Consider the following 15673-nt stretch of genomic DNA (forward strand, 5'->3'; position numbering starts at 1 on the left):
TTATCATGGTTAGTATGAACGCGATCGCTCCTACCACCAAACTAAGTGAATCTAATCAGCTGGTTGATTCGATCGGCAAAGTCTTCATTATTGCCTACAAAGAACCAACTGAATTACTTGAAAAAATCTTAAGTAAAGAAAAATTTCAATACGAAGTTCTTAGGCAACAACACAAGCCAGAATATCAAAATTATTCTCGCAGTTATCTCTGCTTGATGAATCACTGTAATGCTTGGGAAAAAGCAATTCAAGAAGACAAACCAACTTTGGTTATTGAAGCAGATTTTGTTCCCGTAGTTGATTTTGGTAAACTTCCCTTACCATTCGATCTTCATCAAAATGATGTCGGAATTTCCTGGTTATACACTTGCGCTTCCCAAGTTTACAGCGTTTCAGAAAAAGGCTATGCTGAAGGGTTTTCTGTTTCTACAGTTGCCTATATTGTCACCCCATTAGCAGCAAAATATTTGATTGAATTAGCAGAAGAAATTAACCAAAAATACGGAACAAATGCTTACTCATCTTGGGATTCAGATATCGATAAATTTCTCAGACAAAAAGCCTTAAAAAATTACATACCATTTCGGAATTATGGCGAACATGGAGGTTTGCCGAATTTAGAACATTATAAAAACGGTTTGAGCAAAACTCATCGAGCCGATGTTTTATATGGAAAATTAGCATTTTTGCCTTTCTATGCTTCAGAAGAAAGGGGAGGAAAAGAGAATTTATTAATTGCAAGAATTCAAGCTCGTTTTAAAGGAATTGCTCGATTATTACTGGGTAAATATTTACGAATTCCTGTAATTCAAGGTTCTAGCGTACCAACGAGATTGATTAGTTTTGCTATTCGCAGGCAGTTATCGTTGCATCTATAAGTGTAAATAAGCCAAAGGAAGTTAAAAATTATCATCCTTTGGCTTTGCAATTTGTTAAGATTCAGTTTTTAATTTTCATTTGCTTTTTTAAGTTTTTGTACTAATCTAATTTTTAGGAGGAAGTCAATTTATGAAAACAATCATTCGTTTAACTTGGTTACGTCGTTCAAGTGTTTTTTGGGTAAGTTTAGCGTTATTTATCACTAGTTTATTTGCTTGGTCTGTACCTACTTCGGCTACATCAAAGTCAAGCGGAAATGTTTCAGGTCGTTGGATTGAAGTTAACCTATCCAGTCAACGTTTATATGCTTGGCAAAATGGCAGAAGAATTTACTCAATCCCTATTTCTAGTGGTAAGCGTTCTACTCCTACTCGTGTCGGTACTTACGCAATTCAAACAAAGTATCGCTATAAAACGATGCGGGGACCGGGATATGTTGCTCCTAATGTTCCTTTTACTATGTTTTATTCTGGAGGCTATGCGATTCATGGCGCTTATTGGCATAATCGTTTTGGTACACCAGTTAGTCATGGCTGCATTAATTTACCAGTCAGTCAAGCCCGAAAATTATTTAATTGGGCGGGTCCAGGAACAAAAGTGGTAATTCGCCGTTAGGAACTTAGGAGTCCTAAAATCCTCATAGAGACGTTTCATGAAACGTCTCTACAATTCAATTTTATATGATTAACTAAGTTGAACTACTGGCTGATTTTCTAATAAGATTTGTTTGGTAAATAAATCTTCGACAGTAATTCTTAAAAAGCGATCGCCATCAACTTGAAGCAACAGTTTAATTCGATCGCTTCCCGGATATCCAGGTGGTGTTAGTTGGGCGATCGTTCTTGCACCTTCGCGATCGTTTAAAGGTTTGACTTGGGTTTCTCCACTGGCGAGATTTCGGGTGACTAAGCGATCGCCATCAAAGTAAACTTCAGTAGCCCCAGTTTGCGTGCCTAATTCGCCAATAATTAATTCGATGCTGGGTTGATTTTCCACAGAAGCGCCCAACAATAATTCTACAGGTTCGCTCATCGGATAAGGTTGCCCTTCTTTAATGAGAGAATGCCAATTATGGCGATTCTGTTTGCGATCCCAATAACGAATGCCGTAACTGTGATAAAGAAAGTCTTTTAATTCGATACCTTGAGTGAGTTGTAAGGCACCTTGCGCGATCGCTTCAAAAGGTTTTTCACAGCGAATCTTTGTTACATCAAAATATTGCTGTATCCAAGTTTGTACTGCGGGAATTTGTACTGTTCCACCGACTAACAAAACTGCATCAATATCAGTAACTTCGATCCCTTGTCGCCTTGCTTGTTGCAAAACTTGCGTCATGGAATCATCCAATTTATCAAAAAATTGTTGTTCTTTAAGGATGGTTTCAAAGCGATCGCGGTCTAATTCCAACTCGTAACTTTCAAAGGTTTCATCATCAAAATAAACCTCACTTGCCTGTCTTTGCAAAGAAAGCTGAATTTTCAACTTTTCTGCCAAACGAGTTGTTAACGGTGTCGCTTCTATTCCCTGCGTTTTAACAAAGTAATCAACCAACCAATTATCAATATCTGTACCGCCTAAATTTTGCCCAGCTTTAGCGATAACACGGGCAGTTTTTACCTTTTGCCCGGAATTTTCTGCTAGGGATTTTTGCCCCCATTTCAAAATAAAACCTACAGTTTTTTTAGCAGCGGTACTATCCAAACGTACCAAGGAAAGATCCAGCGTTCCCCCACCAAAATCAACAACTAAAATAATTTGTTGATCCTTCATTCCATAACCTAAAGCTGCTGCGGTTGGTTCATCTAGAATCCGCACTTGTTCTACTGGCAAAGTTTTACATACTTCACCTAACCAATTACGATAAGCTTCAAAGCTATCAACCGGAACAGTTAATATTAAAGATTGACCGACATCGGGTAAAGTTTCTTGTAACTTTTCAATAATATTAGTGAGAAACCATTGTCCGACTTTTTCAAAAGTAACAATTTGCCCATCTAATTCAGGGAGAAAACCTTGAATATCTGCACCTATTCCTCGTTTAAAACTGCGGAAAAAGCGAGGGTCAGTTTTAACATCCAAACCCCGATCGCGCACCGCTTGTCCAACTACAACTTTACCAGCGTAAGCATCTTCAACATAAAGCAAACTGGGAATTAAGGGCGGATTTTGTGCCAAAGTGACAGAAATTCCCGGTAAATTCAAAGTTTCTGGTTGCTGGGTGACAGGGTTCCAGCGAGTAATTACAGTGTTGCTAGTACCAAAATCAATTGCGATCGCCATTCAGCTAAATTCAATCAATGAATTAGGTTTAAATCATATTATGGTATTTAGCAGCCCAAACACAAACACAACATTATGAGCGAATCAAATTCCTCAAAAAATGGTTTTATAGTTTCTGGACGGGGAATCGATCGCATTTCAGTACATGGCTATAAGTCTCTTTACGAAGAGTGCAGCATCGAAGTTCGTCCCCTAACAATTCTTGCAGGTGCCAATAGTTCAGGCAAGTCCAGTATTATGCAGCCATTACTGCTACTAAAGCAAACTCTGGAAGCCAGCTATGATCCAGGTGCGCTGCTACTCAATGGCCCTAATGTTAAATTTACTTCAGCAGATCAGCTTTTATCCAAATTGTCTGGAAAAAATCATACTGAAACTTTTACTATCAAGATTGACTTACTTGGTAATTTCTTAATTAGTAAATTTACGAAGCAAAAAAAGCAAGGTATTCAAGTTATTGAATCAACCTATCATGTAGATGACAGCGATGGATATTATGTTGCTGACTTCACTATTTCACCAGAAATGACTCATGAAGATTTACTCACAATAATTCCACATTGGCTCCAAAACAAATATCCATTTGAATGGAACGTGAGTAGAGTGCGCGGTTTCCTTGAATTTCAACAAGGCATCGGTTCATTTATTTCTTTTATTTCCAAATTTTCTAGCGATTTTCAACAACAAATTCGCCGTTTAATCCACGTTCCTGGGTTAAGAGGAAATCCCGAACGGACTTACAATACCACAGCTGTTGGTCAGGAGTTTCCTGGTACTTTTGAGAATTATGTTGCCAGCGTAATCAGTCATTGGCAAAATACAGAAGACGATCGACTGAAAGAATTAGAATCAAATTTAGAAAAACTAGGATTAACTTGGAAAGTCGATGCTAAACAGCTGAACGATGTACAAATTGAATTGCGAGTAGGTCGTTTACCTCGTAGTAGTGAAGCAAGTGATATGGTTAGTATTGCGGATGTTGGTTTAGGTGTATCACAAACTTTACCTGTTTTAGTTGCTTTACTGGTAGCAGAATTGGGACAATTAGTTTACCTAGAACAACCAGAAATTCACTTGCATCCCCGTGCTCAAGTTGCTTTGGCGGAAATATTAACTGATGCAGCAAATCGTGGTGTCAGAGTAGTTTTAGAAACTCACAGCGAACTGCTTTTATTAGCAGTTCAATCTTTAGTTGCAGAGGGGAAATTATCGCCTGATTTGGTAAAACTTCATTGGTTTAAACGACGAGAAGATGGGGTTACAGAAGTTAGCAGTACTGATTTAGATGCAGCGGGAGCTTTTGGAGATTGGCCCGAAGATTTTAGCGATGTTTCTTTGAAATTAGAAAGTCGTTATTTGGATGCAGCAGAGGCTCGGTTGATCAATAATTAAGATGATAGAAAAAGTCTCTAAGCTGCTAGTAATTGATGCTTCTGTTGCGCGTTCTGCTGGTGGAGAGAGTGCGATCGGTAAATCAAAAGACTGTCGTGATTTTTTGCTTGCTGTTTTGAATATCTCTCATCGAGTTGTGATGACACCAGATATCCGAAAAGAATGGGATAAACATCAATCAAATTTTTCTCGTACATGGCTTCGCACAATGGTAGCAAAAAAGAAGCTGGAATATCGCAACGATATTGTAATAAATGAGGAATTATGGAAAGGAGTTGAAGATTTTACCGAATTCGACAACCAACGCGAAGCAATGGTTAAAGATTTACTTTTGATTGAAGCAGCACTGGTGACAGATAAAATTATAGTTTCCCTTGATGAAAAAGTCAGAAAATATTTTCATCAAGCAGCTGAACAAGTGGAAGAACTCCGAAATATTGTCTGGGTTAATCCTGCTAAGCCAGAAGAACAAGCAATTTCTTGGTTAGAAAGTGGCGCAGCAGCAGAACTGGAAAGAATGCTAGGATTTTACACCAAATAAAATGAAGTGCTAAAAGCATTTTCCCATAAATTTATTCAGAGAGTCCTATTTTTTAGATTTTGTAAAATCTGTTTTGTGGTTTGGATTTGGGTGGGGCTAAATCCTGCTTTTTTGAGGTGATTGAGAAATTCTGTGTTTCTGTAGCGTCCGTCTAGGGCAATGGCTTGTCTAAATGCTTTTTTGGCTTGGGTGCGATCGCCCTGTCCCCAGTAAGCGATCGCTAAAGCAACTAGGGGATGAGGATTATTTGGCTCCAGTTGACTAGCTCTCTTAGCGTTACCAATTGCCCAAGGATACTTCTTAAGACGTTCCATCGTCAAACTGAGATTGTAGTAAGCAATTTCGTTATCGGGTTTAAGGACGACCGCCCAAATATGAGTCGCTGCCGCTTCAAATAACCTACCACTAACCAGATGTACAATACCCAAAGCATTTAGATTTCGCACATAAAAGGGATCGAGGCAAAAGGTTTCTACCAGAGTTTTTGTTGCCGCATCTTCCTGACCAGCCAGGTGTTGAGTCCAGCCTAGTAATACTCGCCCGTTAATATTCTTAGGTTGTAGTTTTACGGCTTTTTGCATTACATCGATCGCCTCTGAATACCTCTCCTGTTGCTGATACTTTATTCCCAGCAATCGATACTCTTCAGCATTCATTGCCCAACTCATTTGTGGGTTGAGAGTAGCAATAGTTATGACAATGACACTCAATCTCCGTAACATTGATTTTTATATTTAACAACTACGAACCAAAGCCAAAATCCTCTGTTACAGTATAGCTTGACAGAGGTCAATCTACCCAACGTACTGCCAACATTGTAATATCATCAAATTGTGGTGCCTCTCCAATGTGTAACCACAAATTTTCTTCTACCCGCTTCAGCAAAGCATCAACAGAAGATGCTGGTTGTTCTACCAAAGCTAAGAGATTTTTTTCCTTAAAAAACTCCCCTGTTAGACTATGAGCTTCTGGCACACCATCTGTGTAGGATAAGAGAATATCACCTTGTTCTAACTGCACTTGTTCAACTTTAAACTTAACATTTTCCATCATGCCTACGGCTGGCCCGGTTTTTGATAGACGTTTTTTAATTCCCTCTTTACCAATAATTATGGGAAATTCATGACCGCCATTAATATATGTTAGGACACCTGTTTGAGGATTCAATACCCCAAAAAACATGGTGGCAAACATACATAGTTGACAGTGAATTTTAGCGATATAATTGTTAGTTAACGACACCGCTTTTAAGGCATCAATTTCGGCTAAATAATCAGCTTGGTGTGGATTAATTGGACAATTTTTTGAGAATTCAGCATTTACTACATCTGATTCTTGTAATTGAATTTGACCGGAAAAGATCCGAATTAAACTGCGGAACAACGCCATAAATAGTGCTGCACCTACGCCTTTGTCGCAAACATCAGCGATTACTAAACCTATATATCCGCCCGGAAGTTCAAACGCATCATAGAAATCACCAGCCACATCTCTTGCTGGAGAAAAGTAAGCAGCAATTTCCCATCCAGGAGGTTGAATTAGCTTTTCAGGCAAAAAGTCTTTTTGAATTTGTTTGCCTTTTTCTAATTCATTTTCTAGTGCTTTTTTCGTAGTATCTAATTTGGTGTAGAGTTGGACATTTTCTAAAGCCAAAGCGATTTGATCGGCTGTTACTTCCATCAAATGAGCGTGTTCGGGGGTAAAGTGTTCGCTTTGAGAGTGTAGTAATGTAATAACACCCAATAACCTGTCGCCTCGGAGGATAGGGACAGCTAATGCTGAACCTACTACATAAGGTTGATTGGGTAGGTCTACCCAGCGATCATCCTTTTCCGTATCATAAATTAGTCCTATTTTCCGATGACGACTTACCCAACCTGCTAGTCCATCCTTCAAAACTAAACCAATTAGTTTAGTACTTTCCTCTGGGGTAGCACCGTCACGAGTCAAAATACTATTAACTACAGCGCCATGACTGTTGTAAATAAACAAACTACCTCTTTGTGCGCCAGTGAGTCGAGTAGAGAGATCCATAGTATTTTTTAAAGTGGCTGTGAGCACTTCCTTTTCCGATGAAGACCGCGCCATTGCTACCAAGTTTTCTAATAGTTCACTTTGAGCATGGTGAGCAGCTTGTGCAGTCCTGAGTTCATTTACTTCCCGGCGCAAAGATTCTAGTTCTTGCTGTAGTTGTTCTATGGATTGTTTTTGCACGATCATACTCGCTTTTGCCTCTGATTCTATTTGTCTTTTTATTGATGATAAAAATCCAGCGATCGCGATTTTATACTAGTTACTCCACAAATCGATCGACGTTATAGCAAGATACAATTCCAGTCTACCTATTTCCCGTTCCCGATCGTGGTAAATCTAATTTATTTGGGGTACTTTTTGATAGCGATCGAACAATAGCGCAGAATCGGCAATGATAATTGTTATGATTTTCTCATCATAGTTATTATTTTGTAGAAGAGGTAGTAGAAAAATCTCCTACTACCCTGCACCCCAATCTCTATCAATAATTAATGGCGATTGACGACAAAAATATTGCGATTGCGATCGCCAATTCTCTCATACATAAAGCGATCGACACCTTGAATTGCCAAATAAACTCCCAATCCTCCGATCGCTCTTTGTTCCATTGGTAGATTAATTGACTCTTCTTCTAGCATAAATTTGGTTGTCGGATCGAAAGCAGCAGCATTATCTTCCATTAAAATTGTCAAACTAGAATCATCAATCTTAGCTTGTAAATCCAAATTTCCTTGAATTTTAGCGTCTTCATAACCGTAGCTAATCACATTCGTAGCAATCTCATCCACTGCTAAACGCAATCTATAAGATGCTTTCTTATCCAATCCAGCAGCAGAAGCAGCTGACAAGACATATTTAGAAATTTTACTCAAAGAGTCTAAAGTTCCGGGTACAGTTAATTGTTCCATAGCATAACTTTTGGGTGTAATAATTAGTGGTTAGTTCTATTGTTCCCATTACCAACCACTAACAAACAGTAATTTATACTTTTTCTATTTCCTTCAAATCGTCAACCACTTCCAAACTTTGGATAACTCCAGTTTTTTCCAAAGTTTCCAGCACCCCTTCCTGTGGATTAACCACATAAATTTTATCTATATCTTTGCCCTTTTTTTGGGTAGCGAAAAGTAGTACCCGCAACCCAGCACTTGCCATATACTCCAATTTTTCCATTTCTAAAACCAAATTTTTCACATTTTCAGTAGCAATAGCTTTCTCAACTTCTGCCTTAAAAATTGGTGCAGTACTGGCATCCAATGCACCTTCTAATGTGATTGTAGCAGTAGGTTCTTCAATTTCCAAAATTGCACTAAAAGTCATGATTTTCTCCTGTTATTTAGCTGATTGTTCAGTAATGAAACCAGAGCGAAAAATTAAAATTCTGCCTTTAGTTGGCGGCAAATTATTAAGCTGCCAACTATTACCGGAACCAGGCAAAAGAAATATTTATTCTCTGTTTCCTGTTTCCTTCCCTAAAATGTCCTGTTTTACATTGAGTCGGAATTATTACTTGCCGACGAGGATAACGACCGATCGATCGCCCACCAACAAACCCGATTGATTTTCTAACAACGGTTCCTGACCCGGTTCACAAATATCACCAGGAGAAGCAACAGCAGTATTAGCAAAAACGTGCCATTTCATGCCATTTCTTAACCCAGGAACTTCAAACCAATGGGTGTCCCAGTGCATATTCATCGCCACGTAAACATAGTTATCCTCTAGCATTCCCGACTTCGCGTGTTTTCCACACAACATAAAAGCCAGCACTCGACTAGAATTAGACCAATCAGCATTCCAAGCTTGAGTTCCATGCCAAGTAATATCGGCGTAGCCACTATTCTTGTAATCCCGATTGCTAAAGTGATACTTACTCCTCAATACTGGGTGGGCGTTGCGGAAAGCGATGCAATATTTGAAAAAGCGGAATAAATCAGCATTTTTCTCCAAAAGCGACCAATCCAGCCAGTTTAATTCATTGTCGTGACAGTAAGTGTTATTGTTCCCATTCTGAGAACGTCCTACTTCATCGCCCATTAAAATCATCGGCACACCAGTAGACACCATCAGCATCGCCACAGCATTTTTCATTTGCCGTTGACGCAAAGCATTAATCCCTGGATTGTCCGTCCAACCTTCTGCGCCACAGTTCCAACTATCGTTATCGTTAGAACCGTCCCGATTGTTTTCCCCGTTAGCTTCATTGTGCTTGCCGTTGTAGGAAACCAAATCAGCTAAGGTAAAACCATCGTGGGCAGTAATAAAATTAATCGAAGTGGCAGGGCCTCGACCTTCCCAAGCGTAAAGGTCTGGCGAACCTTGCAGGCGTTGTGCCATGTCGCCCACTCGCCCTGCATCGCCTTTGAGGAACTTGCGAATCCCATCCCGATATTTGCCATTCCACTCCGCCCAACGTCCGTAAGCGGGGAAAGAACCAACTTGGTAAAGTCCGCCTGCATCCCAAGCTTCAGCAATTAGTTTGCATTTTGCCAAAATGGGGTCAAAAGCGAGAGTTTCCAATAAGGGTGGATTTGCCAAAGGAGCACCCCAAGGATCGCGCCCTAAAATAGAAGCAAGGTCAAAGCGGAATCCGTCGATGTGGTATTCACTTGCCCAGTAGCGCAGACAGTCTAGTACAATATTCCGCACGATCGGATTATTGCAATTTAAAGTATTGCCGCAACCACTGAAATTGAAGTAATAACCTTCTGGTGTCAGCATATAGTAAGTTTTGTTATCAATTCCTCGCAAAGAAATTGTTGGGCCATACTCATTGCCTTCTGCCGTGTGGTTAAATACCACATCCAGAATTACTTCAATTCCGTTTTTATGCAGGTCTTTAATTAATGCTTTTAATTCATCTACCTGCATTCCCAATTTTCCAGTTGCCGCATATCCCGCTTTTGGGGCAAAGAAACCAACGGTACTATAACCCCAATAATTTACTAGTAATTCATCAGGGTTATTGGGATTAGGACGAGAATTTTCAAACTCGTCAAATTCGTAGATGGGCATTAGTTCGATCGCATTAACACCCAACTCTTTCAAGTAAGGAATTTTATCCCGAATTGCCGCAAAAGTTCCCGGATGTTTGACCTGCGACGAAGGGTGGCGAGTAAAACTACGAACGTGCATTTCGTAAATAATTAAATCTTCCGGGGGAATCTCTAAAGGTCGGTCATTTTCCCAGTCAAAATCATCGGGAGCGATTCTAGCACGATGATGATAAATATCATCCCAATCAGGAATTACTCCCCAAACATCTCGACCGCCAATGATTTTGGCATAAGGGTCCATGAGAATTTTACCGGGGTCAAACCAATGACCTTCTTTCGGATTAAAAAGCCCTTCCATGCGATAACCATATTCGATATTTTCGTAATCTAAATCGAATACAATCATGCAAAAAACATTACCAATCCTGAATTCGTCAGGAAAGGGAATTTCCGCCATTGGTTCTTTAGCGTGCTTTTTGAATAGCACTAAAGTACAGGATTTGGCGTGGGAGGAAAAAATTGAGAAGTTGACTCCACCAGGGACGATCGTTGCACCAAAGGGGAAAGGTCGCCCAGTACGCAGTTTAAATTTTCCGTAAGTGTGAGTAGGATGACTATCAATTCTTATGTCCATAAAGGTTGAGCATTAGTTTGGTTAGTTAAACATTAAAGAACAATGGACGATCGCTGCAAATCAGAAATTTTACTCCTTTAATTTGTTGTTAATGGTAAATTGTGTCGCACAGCTAATACTGTAATATCGTCAAAAGGATCGGCTTCGGCGATATGAGATCGGATCTCAGTTTTGAGTCGCTCCACCAAAGAAACAGCAGAGGGAACAGGTTCTTCTAATAGTGAGAGCAATCGCTGTTCTGTAAAGGGAACATTTTCTGAAGAACGGGCATCTGGAACACCATCTGAGAAACTGAGAACAATATCTCCCGGTTCTAGTTGCACTCGTTTAACTTCGTAATCAATGTTATAAATTGTGCCAACGGCTGGGCCTGTTGGTTTGAGACGTTCTAAAGTACCAGAAGCACGTTTAATAATTGGCGGTACGTGCCCACCATTAATGTAAGTAAGTATGCCAGTTGTAGGATTTAGTACTCCGAAAAAGATGGTGGCGAACATACATAAACGTTCGTGATTTTGGGCTATGTAATTGTTAGTTAGGACGATCGCCTTCAGTGCATCAATTATTTTGACTGTATTGGGTGGAACTTCCGCTACTTCTACTTCACTATTTGCCAAAACTTCATCAGTTTGGCTCGGTACTTGGAAGGAATAATAACCAGAAAAAATCCGCAATAAACTGCGGAACAAGCCCATAAATAAAGCTGCTCCCACTCCTTTATCGCAAACATCTCCGACAACTAAACCAATTGAACCATCAGGAAACCGGAAAGTATCGTAGAAATCGCCAGCTACTTGACGTGCGGGATAGAAACAAGCCACAAATTCCCATCCTGGAACGCTTATCATTGGATTGGGCAGAAAATCTCGCTGAATTTCTCTAGCTCTTTCTAGTTCTTGTTTGAGTTTATGGGAATAGTTGTCTAGTTCCTCATAACAGCGAGCGTACTCTGTAGCCAGGGCGATTTGCCTAGTTACTGACTGCATGAACTCAGCAATTACAGTGCCGAAATATCCCGGCTGAGAGTGCATTAAAGTCAGGACACCGAGTAATTTTCCCTTTCTGAGGATGGGTATACTGAGCATTGAGCGCAGGGAGGAATGATCAAAGAGCGATCGCAAACCTTCGATTTGTTGGACATCTGCGATCGGGATTACTTGGTGATGACTATTAGCCCAATCAATGTACATTGGACTGGTGAGAATCAACTGCACAGGAGTTAAATCTTCCTCTTTGGGGATGCTCTGTTGTACAGCACCGTTAGCATTTAAAAACACCAAACAACCACTTTCCGCCCCTGTTAGTTTGCAGGAAATTTCAAAAGCCTGCTGGAGGATACTTGCCAGCATTTCCTCTGGCTTGGGACTTTCTGCCATATTCAGCAGATTTTCCTGCATCCGATTTTGGGCTTCTAGGGCGAGTTTGGCAATTTTTAATTCCGCTACTTCTTTTTGCAGTGCTGCCATTTGCTCTAATAAATTTTCGATAGATTGAATCTGAGCATCCATAAACCGCTTCAGCCGTTATATTTTTTCGTTAGATCTTTATTATTCCTGAAGCAGAGGCGATCGTGCTTGCGACTCTTGACATAGGTGCTAAGGCTAATAACTCAATTTGCTCTTTCTTAGCCCCCCTTATTAAGGGGGGTTGGGGGGATCAAAACTTAGTAATCAAAGCGTTAGATCCCCCCTAACTCCCCTTACTCAAGGGGGGTTGGGGGGATAAAACTTAGTAATCAAAGCGTTAGATTCCCCCTAACCCCCCTTACTCAAGGGGGGAACTCCGAAAGAATTAATCACTAGCATTGCCGTAGCACCTATGTTGCATTGGAGTATTCCCACCTATACAGTTATTGAACTTTTCTTCCTTAGCCCTTCTACGATCGTTCAGCCTTGGAACCTTTAGCTTTGTCTTGGCGAGAAGTATCCGGTGTTTGTTTGTCAGAAAGTGTTTGTAATCCTTCCTCTTGGTCATCAGATAAGGTGAAGAAATCGAGGAATCCAGTCACCGACATAGTATCCTGAATTTCTTCAGAAACTCCCACCAGCACCAGCTGACCGTTCTGAGCAGTTACCTGCCGACTCAGAGAGAGTAAGAATCGTAACCCAGCGCTAGATGTGTACGGAACTTTGCTCATATCGAGAAGAATTTTATTTCCCGACTGCGCTAAAGGTAAAACCTCTTTCTGAACATCGGGTGCTGTACTCGCATCAATTTCGCCAACTAATTCAACGACTGTTACATTTTGGGAATCTTTAATAGTAATGTCCATCTTGTTTTTTGATGAATCGTCAACAGTTGATTGTAGATGGCAAATTAAAAATTAGTTCAACTTGCCATCATAAATCCAAGTTTCTCTTTCTAGTGAGGGGTAATTTGCACCTTCACTTTGACCTGTTCCTGAGTATCTGGTAATTTCACTGTCAAAGCTTCCGCATCAAAATTGCTGTACGGTTCATCATCGATCCACACTTGACCGATACTAATACTTCCCGCAGGTAAAATATCTGGCGAAACCCGCAAGATATTATCTTTAAATGCTCCAGGCATGGGCTTAAAGTAAAAGTCCATTGGGTATTTGAAGATCAGCAAATTCTGATAAACAGCTGACAAATAGCAAAGTTCAGTTGAGTGATAAGCACTCATGGAGTGACTGCCTTTAAAGCGTTCTGTACCCATTAAGAAAGGCAGGCCATTTGCCAAAGTATTGAAGTATACCCCACCGTCATCATGATCGAGAAAGTGAGAATTGTAGAATGCAGAAGCTTCACGGGCATGGCGTAAGTATTCTGAATTTTTTAGCGTACCGTTGAGAATTAAGTAAGCTAAAATTGCTTGTTCTTGTTGCCACCAAGCTTTGCGATCGTGCCACACAAAACGGTAATGTTCTTCTCCAGGTGCTAACACCCGTTCTACCACATCATACCAACCACCGCGTTGTTTATCGCTACCCACATCTGGCATTAACTGAGCAATTTTTTCTGCCAAAGCTACATAATTGTCCTTAGCTTTTAAGCTTTGCATCCGCATTAAATTCCAGGCAATTTTTAAGTTATGCCCCACAACAGCGCGGTTTTGTTGCCATCCCCATTCTTGATCTTTGCTCCAATCTTCGTGGAATTTTTCCTGAACAAATGGGCTATTTTCGTAATCTGGGAAATATTTCTCGATCGTGTCAAAAGTATACTCCAACATATCAGCATACTTTTGCTCGCCAGTTGCCAACCACAAGTTAATCAAATAAGCTGGAGCATGATCGCCCACAGAGTTCCAATTTTTCCGAGCTCGGTTACGTCCCAAAGATTCAGCACGAGGATCTAAAGTAATCGGATCGATGTGCGAAAAATAGCCGCCTTGCTCTTTATCTAAGTAGAATTTGTCAAACAAATCTACTGTCATTTCCGCATCTTTTAAAATTCGAGGATCGCCAGTAATTCTGTAAGTTTGAATTGGTCCAGCTAAAGCATAAATTTGTTCGTAAGCTGGGATACAATCATAGTCGTCGCTAAACTCAGAAACCAGCAATTTTTGTTCCCGATTTCCTGTAACTTTAATCCCGTGATACCAGTAAATTAAATCTTCTTCAGTATCATAAAACCTCATGTGGTCTCGCAGGTAATTAGTACCTTTTTCCGCAGCTTCTAAAAAGCGGTCTTCTCCGGTTAGTAAATAAGCAGAAGCTAACCCATAAACCATGCGAGAAATCGTATCAGTTTCTTGCAGATAATCATCAGGTTTTTTTGTACCAGCTAAATTTAGCATGGTGCGATAGTTATGATAATCGATTTCTGTTTCGGGATAACCAAATTGCCATTTTAAATAACAATCTGCGAGGGATTTAATTTGTGTTACCCACCAATCTGGTTCTTCGTGGCGATATTTATTAGGTGCTTCTCCGGGAAACACAAAAGATTTCACTTCAAATTTGTGTCCGTCTCCTTGAGGATAGAACACGCCATAAGCAAAAATATGTTGTCCGGGTGTGAGTAATTCCGCCAATCTTTGGGTAGCATCGATGTAAGATTCACCTAGATTTTGAGCAATTCTTCCCCAAGCTGTCGGTGTTAAATATGCAGTATATTCTCGCCCATCGGATGTTTTGATGCCGAAGCATTTATTATGGCGATCGAAGTGAGTAACATACCCACCAATAGTGTCAGAAAAAGTAAAATTCATGCGTTCCATTGGCATCTTCTCCAAAGATAATTGAACAAAGTTGCTAAAGCTAAATAATCAGCAGAATTTGCATTTTAAACCGCTACGGTTTGGGCTTTTTCCGTTTTTTCAATTTCGGCAACAAAAGCTGCCATGAACTCATCGACTACTCCAGGATGTTTCCCAGTAATCAAATTGTCATCAATAACTAAATCTGCCGTTACTTCACCGTCAAAAACCACATCCGCCCCCGCATTTTCCACATCACAAACAATGTTATGGGCGCAAGTCACTTTACGATTTGTGAGCAAATCGCGATCGGCACATAACAACCACAAGCTATGGCAAATTGTCCCAACTTTCACATTTCCCGCATCCATAGCTTTTCTGATAAATGCCACTGCTGGCGCTTGATTTTTCTCGCCTTTCTTGACATTCACCTGATATCTCAATCGATCCATTGCATAAGCGCCAATGCAAATTATCCCTTTATAATCTGCCGGATCGATATCATTAACTTCCGTAGTTACAGTGACATGAAATTCAATTTGATCATTTTCGGGATTAGAACCAAAAGTCAATGAAGGTTGACCCCACAAATGAGAGATATATTCCACTTCATAACCTTGTTGCGGGAAGTATTCATTGAACTTTTTATACTCAGTTGGGTCAAAATGTTCTTCAATGAGTACGCCGATTTTACCTTTACTTTGTGTCATAATTTGATGACTCCTTGGAGGTTTAATTTAGAACTAGAAACAA

At 40.2% G+C, this 15673-nt stretch carries 14 protein-coding genes; 4 read left to right on the top strand and 10 right to left on the bottom strand.

Features of this window, described 5'->3' with window-relative positions; genetic code table 11:
- Positions 1–5 precede the first annotated feature (5 nt).
- Positions 6–878, top strand: coding sequence for an LPS biosynthesis glycosyltransferase (locus tag ACE1CA_RS19175; protein ID WP_413279567.1), 873 nt, complete (start codon positions 6–8; stop codon positions 876–878).
- A 130-nt stretch (positions 879–1008) separates the two neighbouring features.
- Entirely contained in the window at positions 1009–1494 is a 486-nt protein-coding gene (locus tag ACE1CA_RS19180) for a L,D-transpeptidase (protein ID WP_413279566.1), read from the top strand.
- Positions 1495–1563: 69 nt separating this feature from the next.
- On the opposite strand, the gene ACE1CA_RS19185 is transcribed toward ACE1CA_RS19180, so the two are convergent.
- Positions 1564–3159: an Hsp70 family protein gene (locus ACE1CA_RS19185; RefSeq protein WP_413279565.1), complete on the bottom strand. Its 1596-nt coding sequence runs from the start codon at positions 3157–3159 to the stop codon at positions 1564–1566.
- A gap of 75 nt (positions 3160–3234) precedes the next feature.
- Here ACE1CA_RS19185 and ACE1CA_RS19190 point away from each other — a divergent pair, with 75 nt between their 5' ends.
- Entirely contained in the window at positions 3235–4551 is a 1317-nt protein-coding gene (locus tag ACE1CA_RS19190) for an AAA family ATPase (RefSeq protein WP_413279564.1), read from the top strand.
- Position 4552: 1 nt separating this feature from the next.
- Entirely contained in the window at positions 4553–5092 is a 540-nt protein-coding gene (locus ACE1CA_RS19195; RefSeq protein ID WP_413279563.1) for a hypothetical protein, read from the top strand.
- Positions 5093–5127: 35 nt separating this feature from the next.
- Here the strand turns inward: ACE1CA_RS19195 and ACE1CA_RS19200 are convergent, their stop codons facing one another.
- The 9 genes from ACE1CA_RS19200 to ACE1CA_RS19240 all read right to left on the bottom strand — a co-directional run bounded on the left by ACE1CA_RS19200 (position 5128) and on the right by ACE1CA_RS19240 (position 15630).
- A complete protein-coding gene (locus ACE1CA_RS19200) occupies positions 5128–5814 on the bottom strand; it encodes a tetratricopeptide repeat protein (RefSeq protein ID WP_413279562.1) in 687 nt (228 codons plus the stop codon).
- Between the two features lie 67 nt (positions 5815–5881).
- Entirely contained in the window at positions 5882–7312 is a 1431-nt protein-coding gene (locus ACE1CA_RS19205) for a PP2C family protein-serine/threonine phosphatase (protein WP_413279561.1), read from the bottom strand.
- Between the two features lie 302 nt (positions 7313–7614).
- On the bottom strand, positions 7615–8034 hold the full coding sequence (locus ACE1CA_RS19210; protein WP_413279560.1) for an ATP-binding protein: 420 nt from the start codon (positions 8032–8034) through the stop codon (positions 7615–7617).
- Between the two features lie 73 nt (positions 8035–8107).
- A complete protein-coding gene (locus ACE1CA_RS19215; protein ID WP_413279559.1) occupies positions 8108–8446 on the bottom strand; it encodes an anti-sigma factor antagonist in 339 nt (112 codons plus the stop codon).
- 186 nt (positions 8447–8632) lie between these two features.
- The gene (gene glgX / locus ACE1CA_RS19220; protein WP_413279558.1) at positions 8633–10756 is read right to left on the bottom strand and encodes a glycogen debranching protein GlgX; all 2124 of its coding nucleotides are present in this window, start codon (positions 10754–10756) and stop codon (positions 8633–8635) included.
- A gap of 77 nt (positions 10757–10833) precedes the next feature.
- On the bottom strand, positions 10834–12264 hold the full coding sequence (locus tag ACE1CA_RS19225) for a PP2C family protein-serine/threonine phosphatase (RefSeq protein WP_413279557.1): 1431 nt from the start codon (positions 12262–12264) through the stop codon (positions 10834–10836).
- A gap of 368 nt (positions 12265–12632) precedes the next feature.
- Positions 12633–13028 (bottom strand): anti-sigma factor antagonist, encoded by a 396-nt coding sequence (locus tag ACE1CA_RS19230; RefSeq protein ID WP_413279556.1) that lies wholly within the window; start codon positions 13026–13028, stop codon positions 12633–12635.
- A gap of 89 nt (positions 13029–13117) precedes the next feature.
- Positions 13118–14941: an AGE family epimerase/isomerase gene (locus ACE1CA_RS19235; protein ID WP_413279555.1), complete on the bottom strand. Its 1824-nt coding sequence runs from the start codon at positions 14939–14941 to the stop codon at positions 13118–13120.
- 65 nt (positions 14942–15006) lie between these two features.
- On the bottom strand, positions 15007–15630 hold the full coding sequence (locus ACE1CA_RS19240; RefSeq protein WP_413279554.1) for a DJ-1/PfpI family protein: 624 nt from the start codon (positions 15628–15630) through the stop codon (positions 15007–15009).
- Positions 15631–15673 lie beyond the last annotated feature (43 nt).

This window comes from Floridaenema evergladense BLCC-F167, assembly GCF_041929205.2.
In the GTDB taxonomy this organism is placed as follows: Bacteria; Cyanobacteriota; Cyanobacteriia; order Cyanobacteriales; family Aerosakkonemataceae; genus Floridanema; species Floridanema evergladense.

Excerpts from the sequence above, each read along its gene's own strand:
- ACE1CA_RS19175 (WP_413279567.1), top strand. The coding sequence starts at position 6 with ATGGTTAGTATGAACGCGATCGCTCCTACCACCAAACTAAGTGAATCT.
- ACE1CA_RS19185 (WP_413279565.1), bottom strand. The coding sequence starts at position 3,159 with ATGGCGATCGCAATTGATTTTGGTACTAGCAACACTGTAATTACTCGC.
- glgX (WP_413279558.1), bottom strand. The coding sequence starts at position 10,756 with ATGGACATAAGAATTGATAGTCATCCTACTCACACTTACGGAAAATTT.
- ACE1CA_RS19235 (WP_413279555.1), bottom strand. The coding sequence starts at position 14,941 with ATGGAACGCATGAATTTTACTTTTTCTGACACTATTGGTGGGTATGTT.
- ACE1CA_RS19190 (WP_413279564.1), top strand. The coding sequence starts at position 3,235 with ATGAGCGAATCAAATTCCTCAAAAAATGGTTTTATAGTTTCTGGACGG.
- ACE1CA_RS19225 (WP_413279557.1), bottom strand. The coding sequence starts at position 12,264 with ATGGATGCTCAGATTCAATCTATCGAAAATTTATTAGAGCAAATGGCA.
- ACE1CA_RS19230 (WP_413279556.1), bottom strand. The coding sequence starts at position 13,028 with ATGGACATTACTATTAAAGATTCCCAAAATGTAACAGTCGTTGAATTA.
- ACE1CA_RS19205 (WP_413279561.1), bottom strand. The coding sequence starts at position 7,312 with ATGATCGTGCAAAAACAATCCATAGAACAACTACAGCAAGAACTAGAA.
- ACE1CA_RS19180 (WP_413279566.1), top strand. The coding sequence starts at position 1,009 with ATGAAAACAATCATTCGTTTAACTTGGTTACGTCGTTCAAGTGTTTTT.
- ACE1CA_RS19240 (WP_413279554.1), bottom strand. The coding sequence starts at position 15,630 with ATGACACAAAGTAAAGGTAAAATCGGCGTACTCATTGAAGAACATTTT.
- ACE1CA_RS19200 (WP_413279562.1), bottom strand. The coding sequence starts at position 5,814 with ATGTTACGGAGATTGAGTGTCATTGTCATAACTATTGCTACTCTCAAC.
- ACE1CA_RS19210 (WP_413279560.1), bottom strand. The coding sequence starts at position 8,034 with ATGGAACAATTAACTGTACCCGGAACTTTAGACTCTTTGAGTAAAATT.
- ACE1CA_RS19215 (WP_413279559.1), bottom strand. The coding sequence starts at position 8,446 with ATGACTTTTAGTGCAATTTTGGAAATTGAAGAACCTACTGCTACAATC.
- ACE1CA_RS19195 (WP_413279563.1), top strand. The coding sequence starts at position 4,553 with ATGATAGAAAAAGTCTCTAAGCTGCTAGTAATTGATGCTTCTGTTGCG.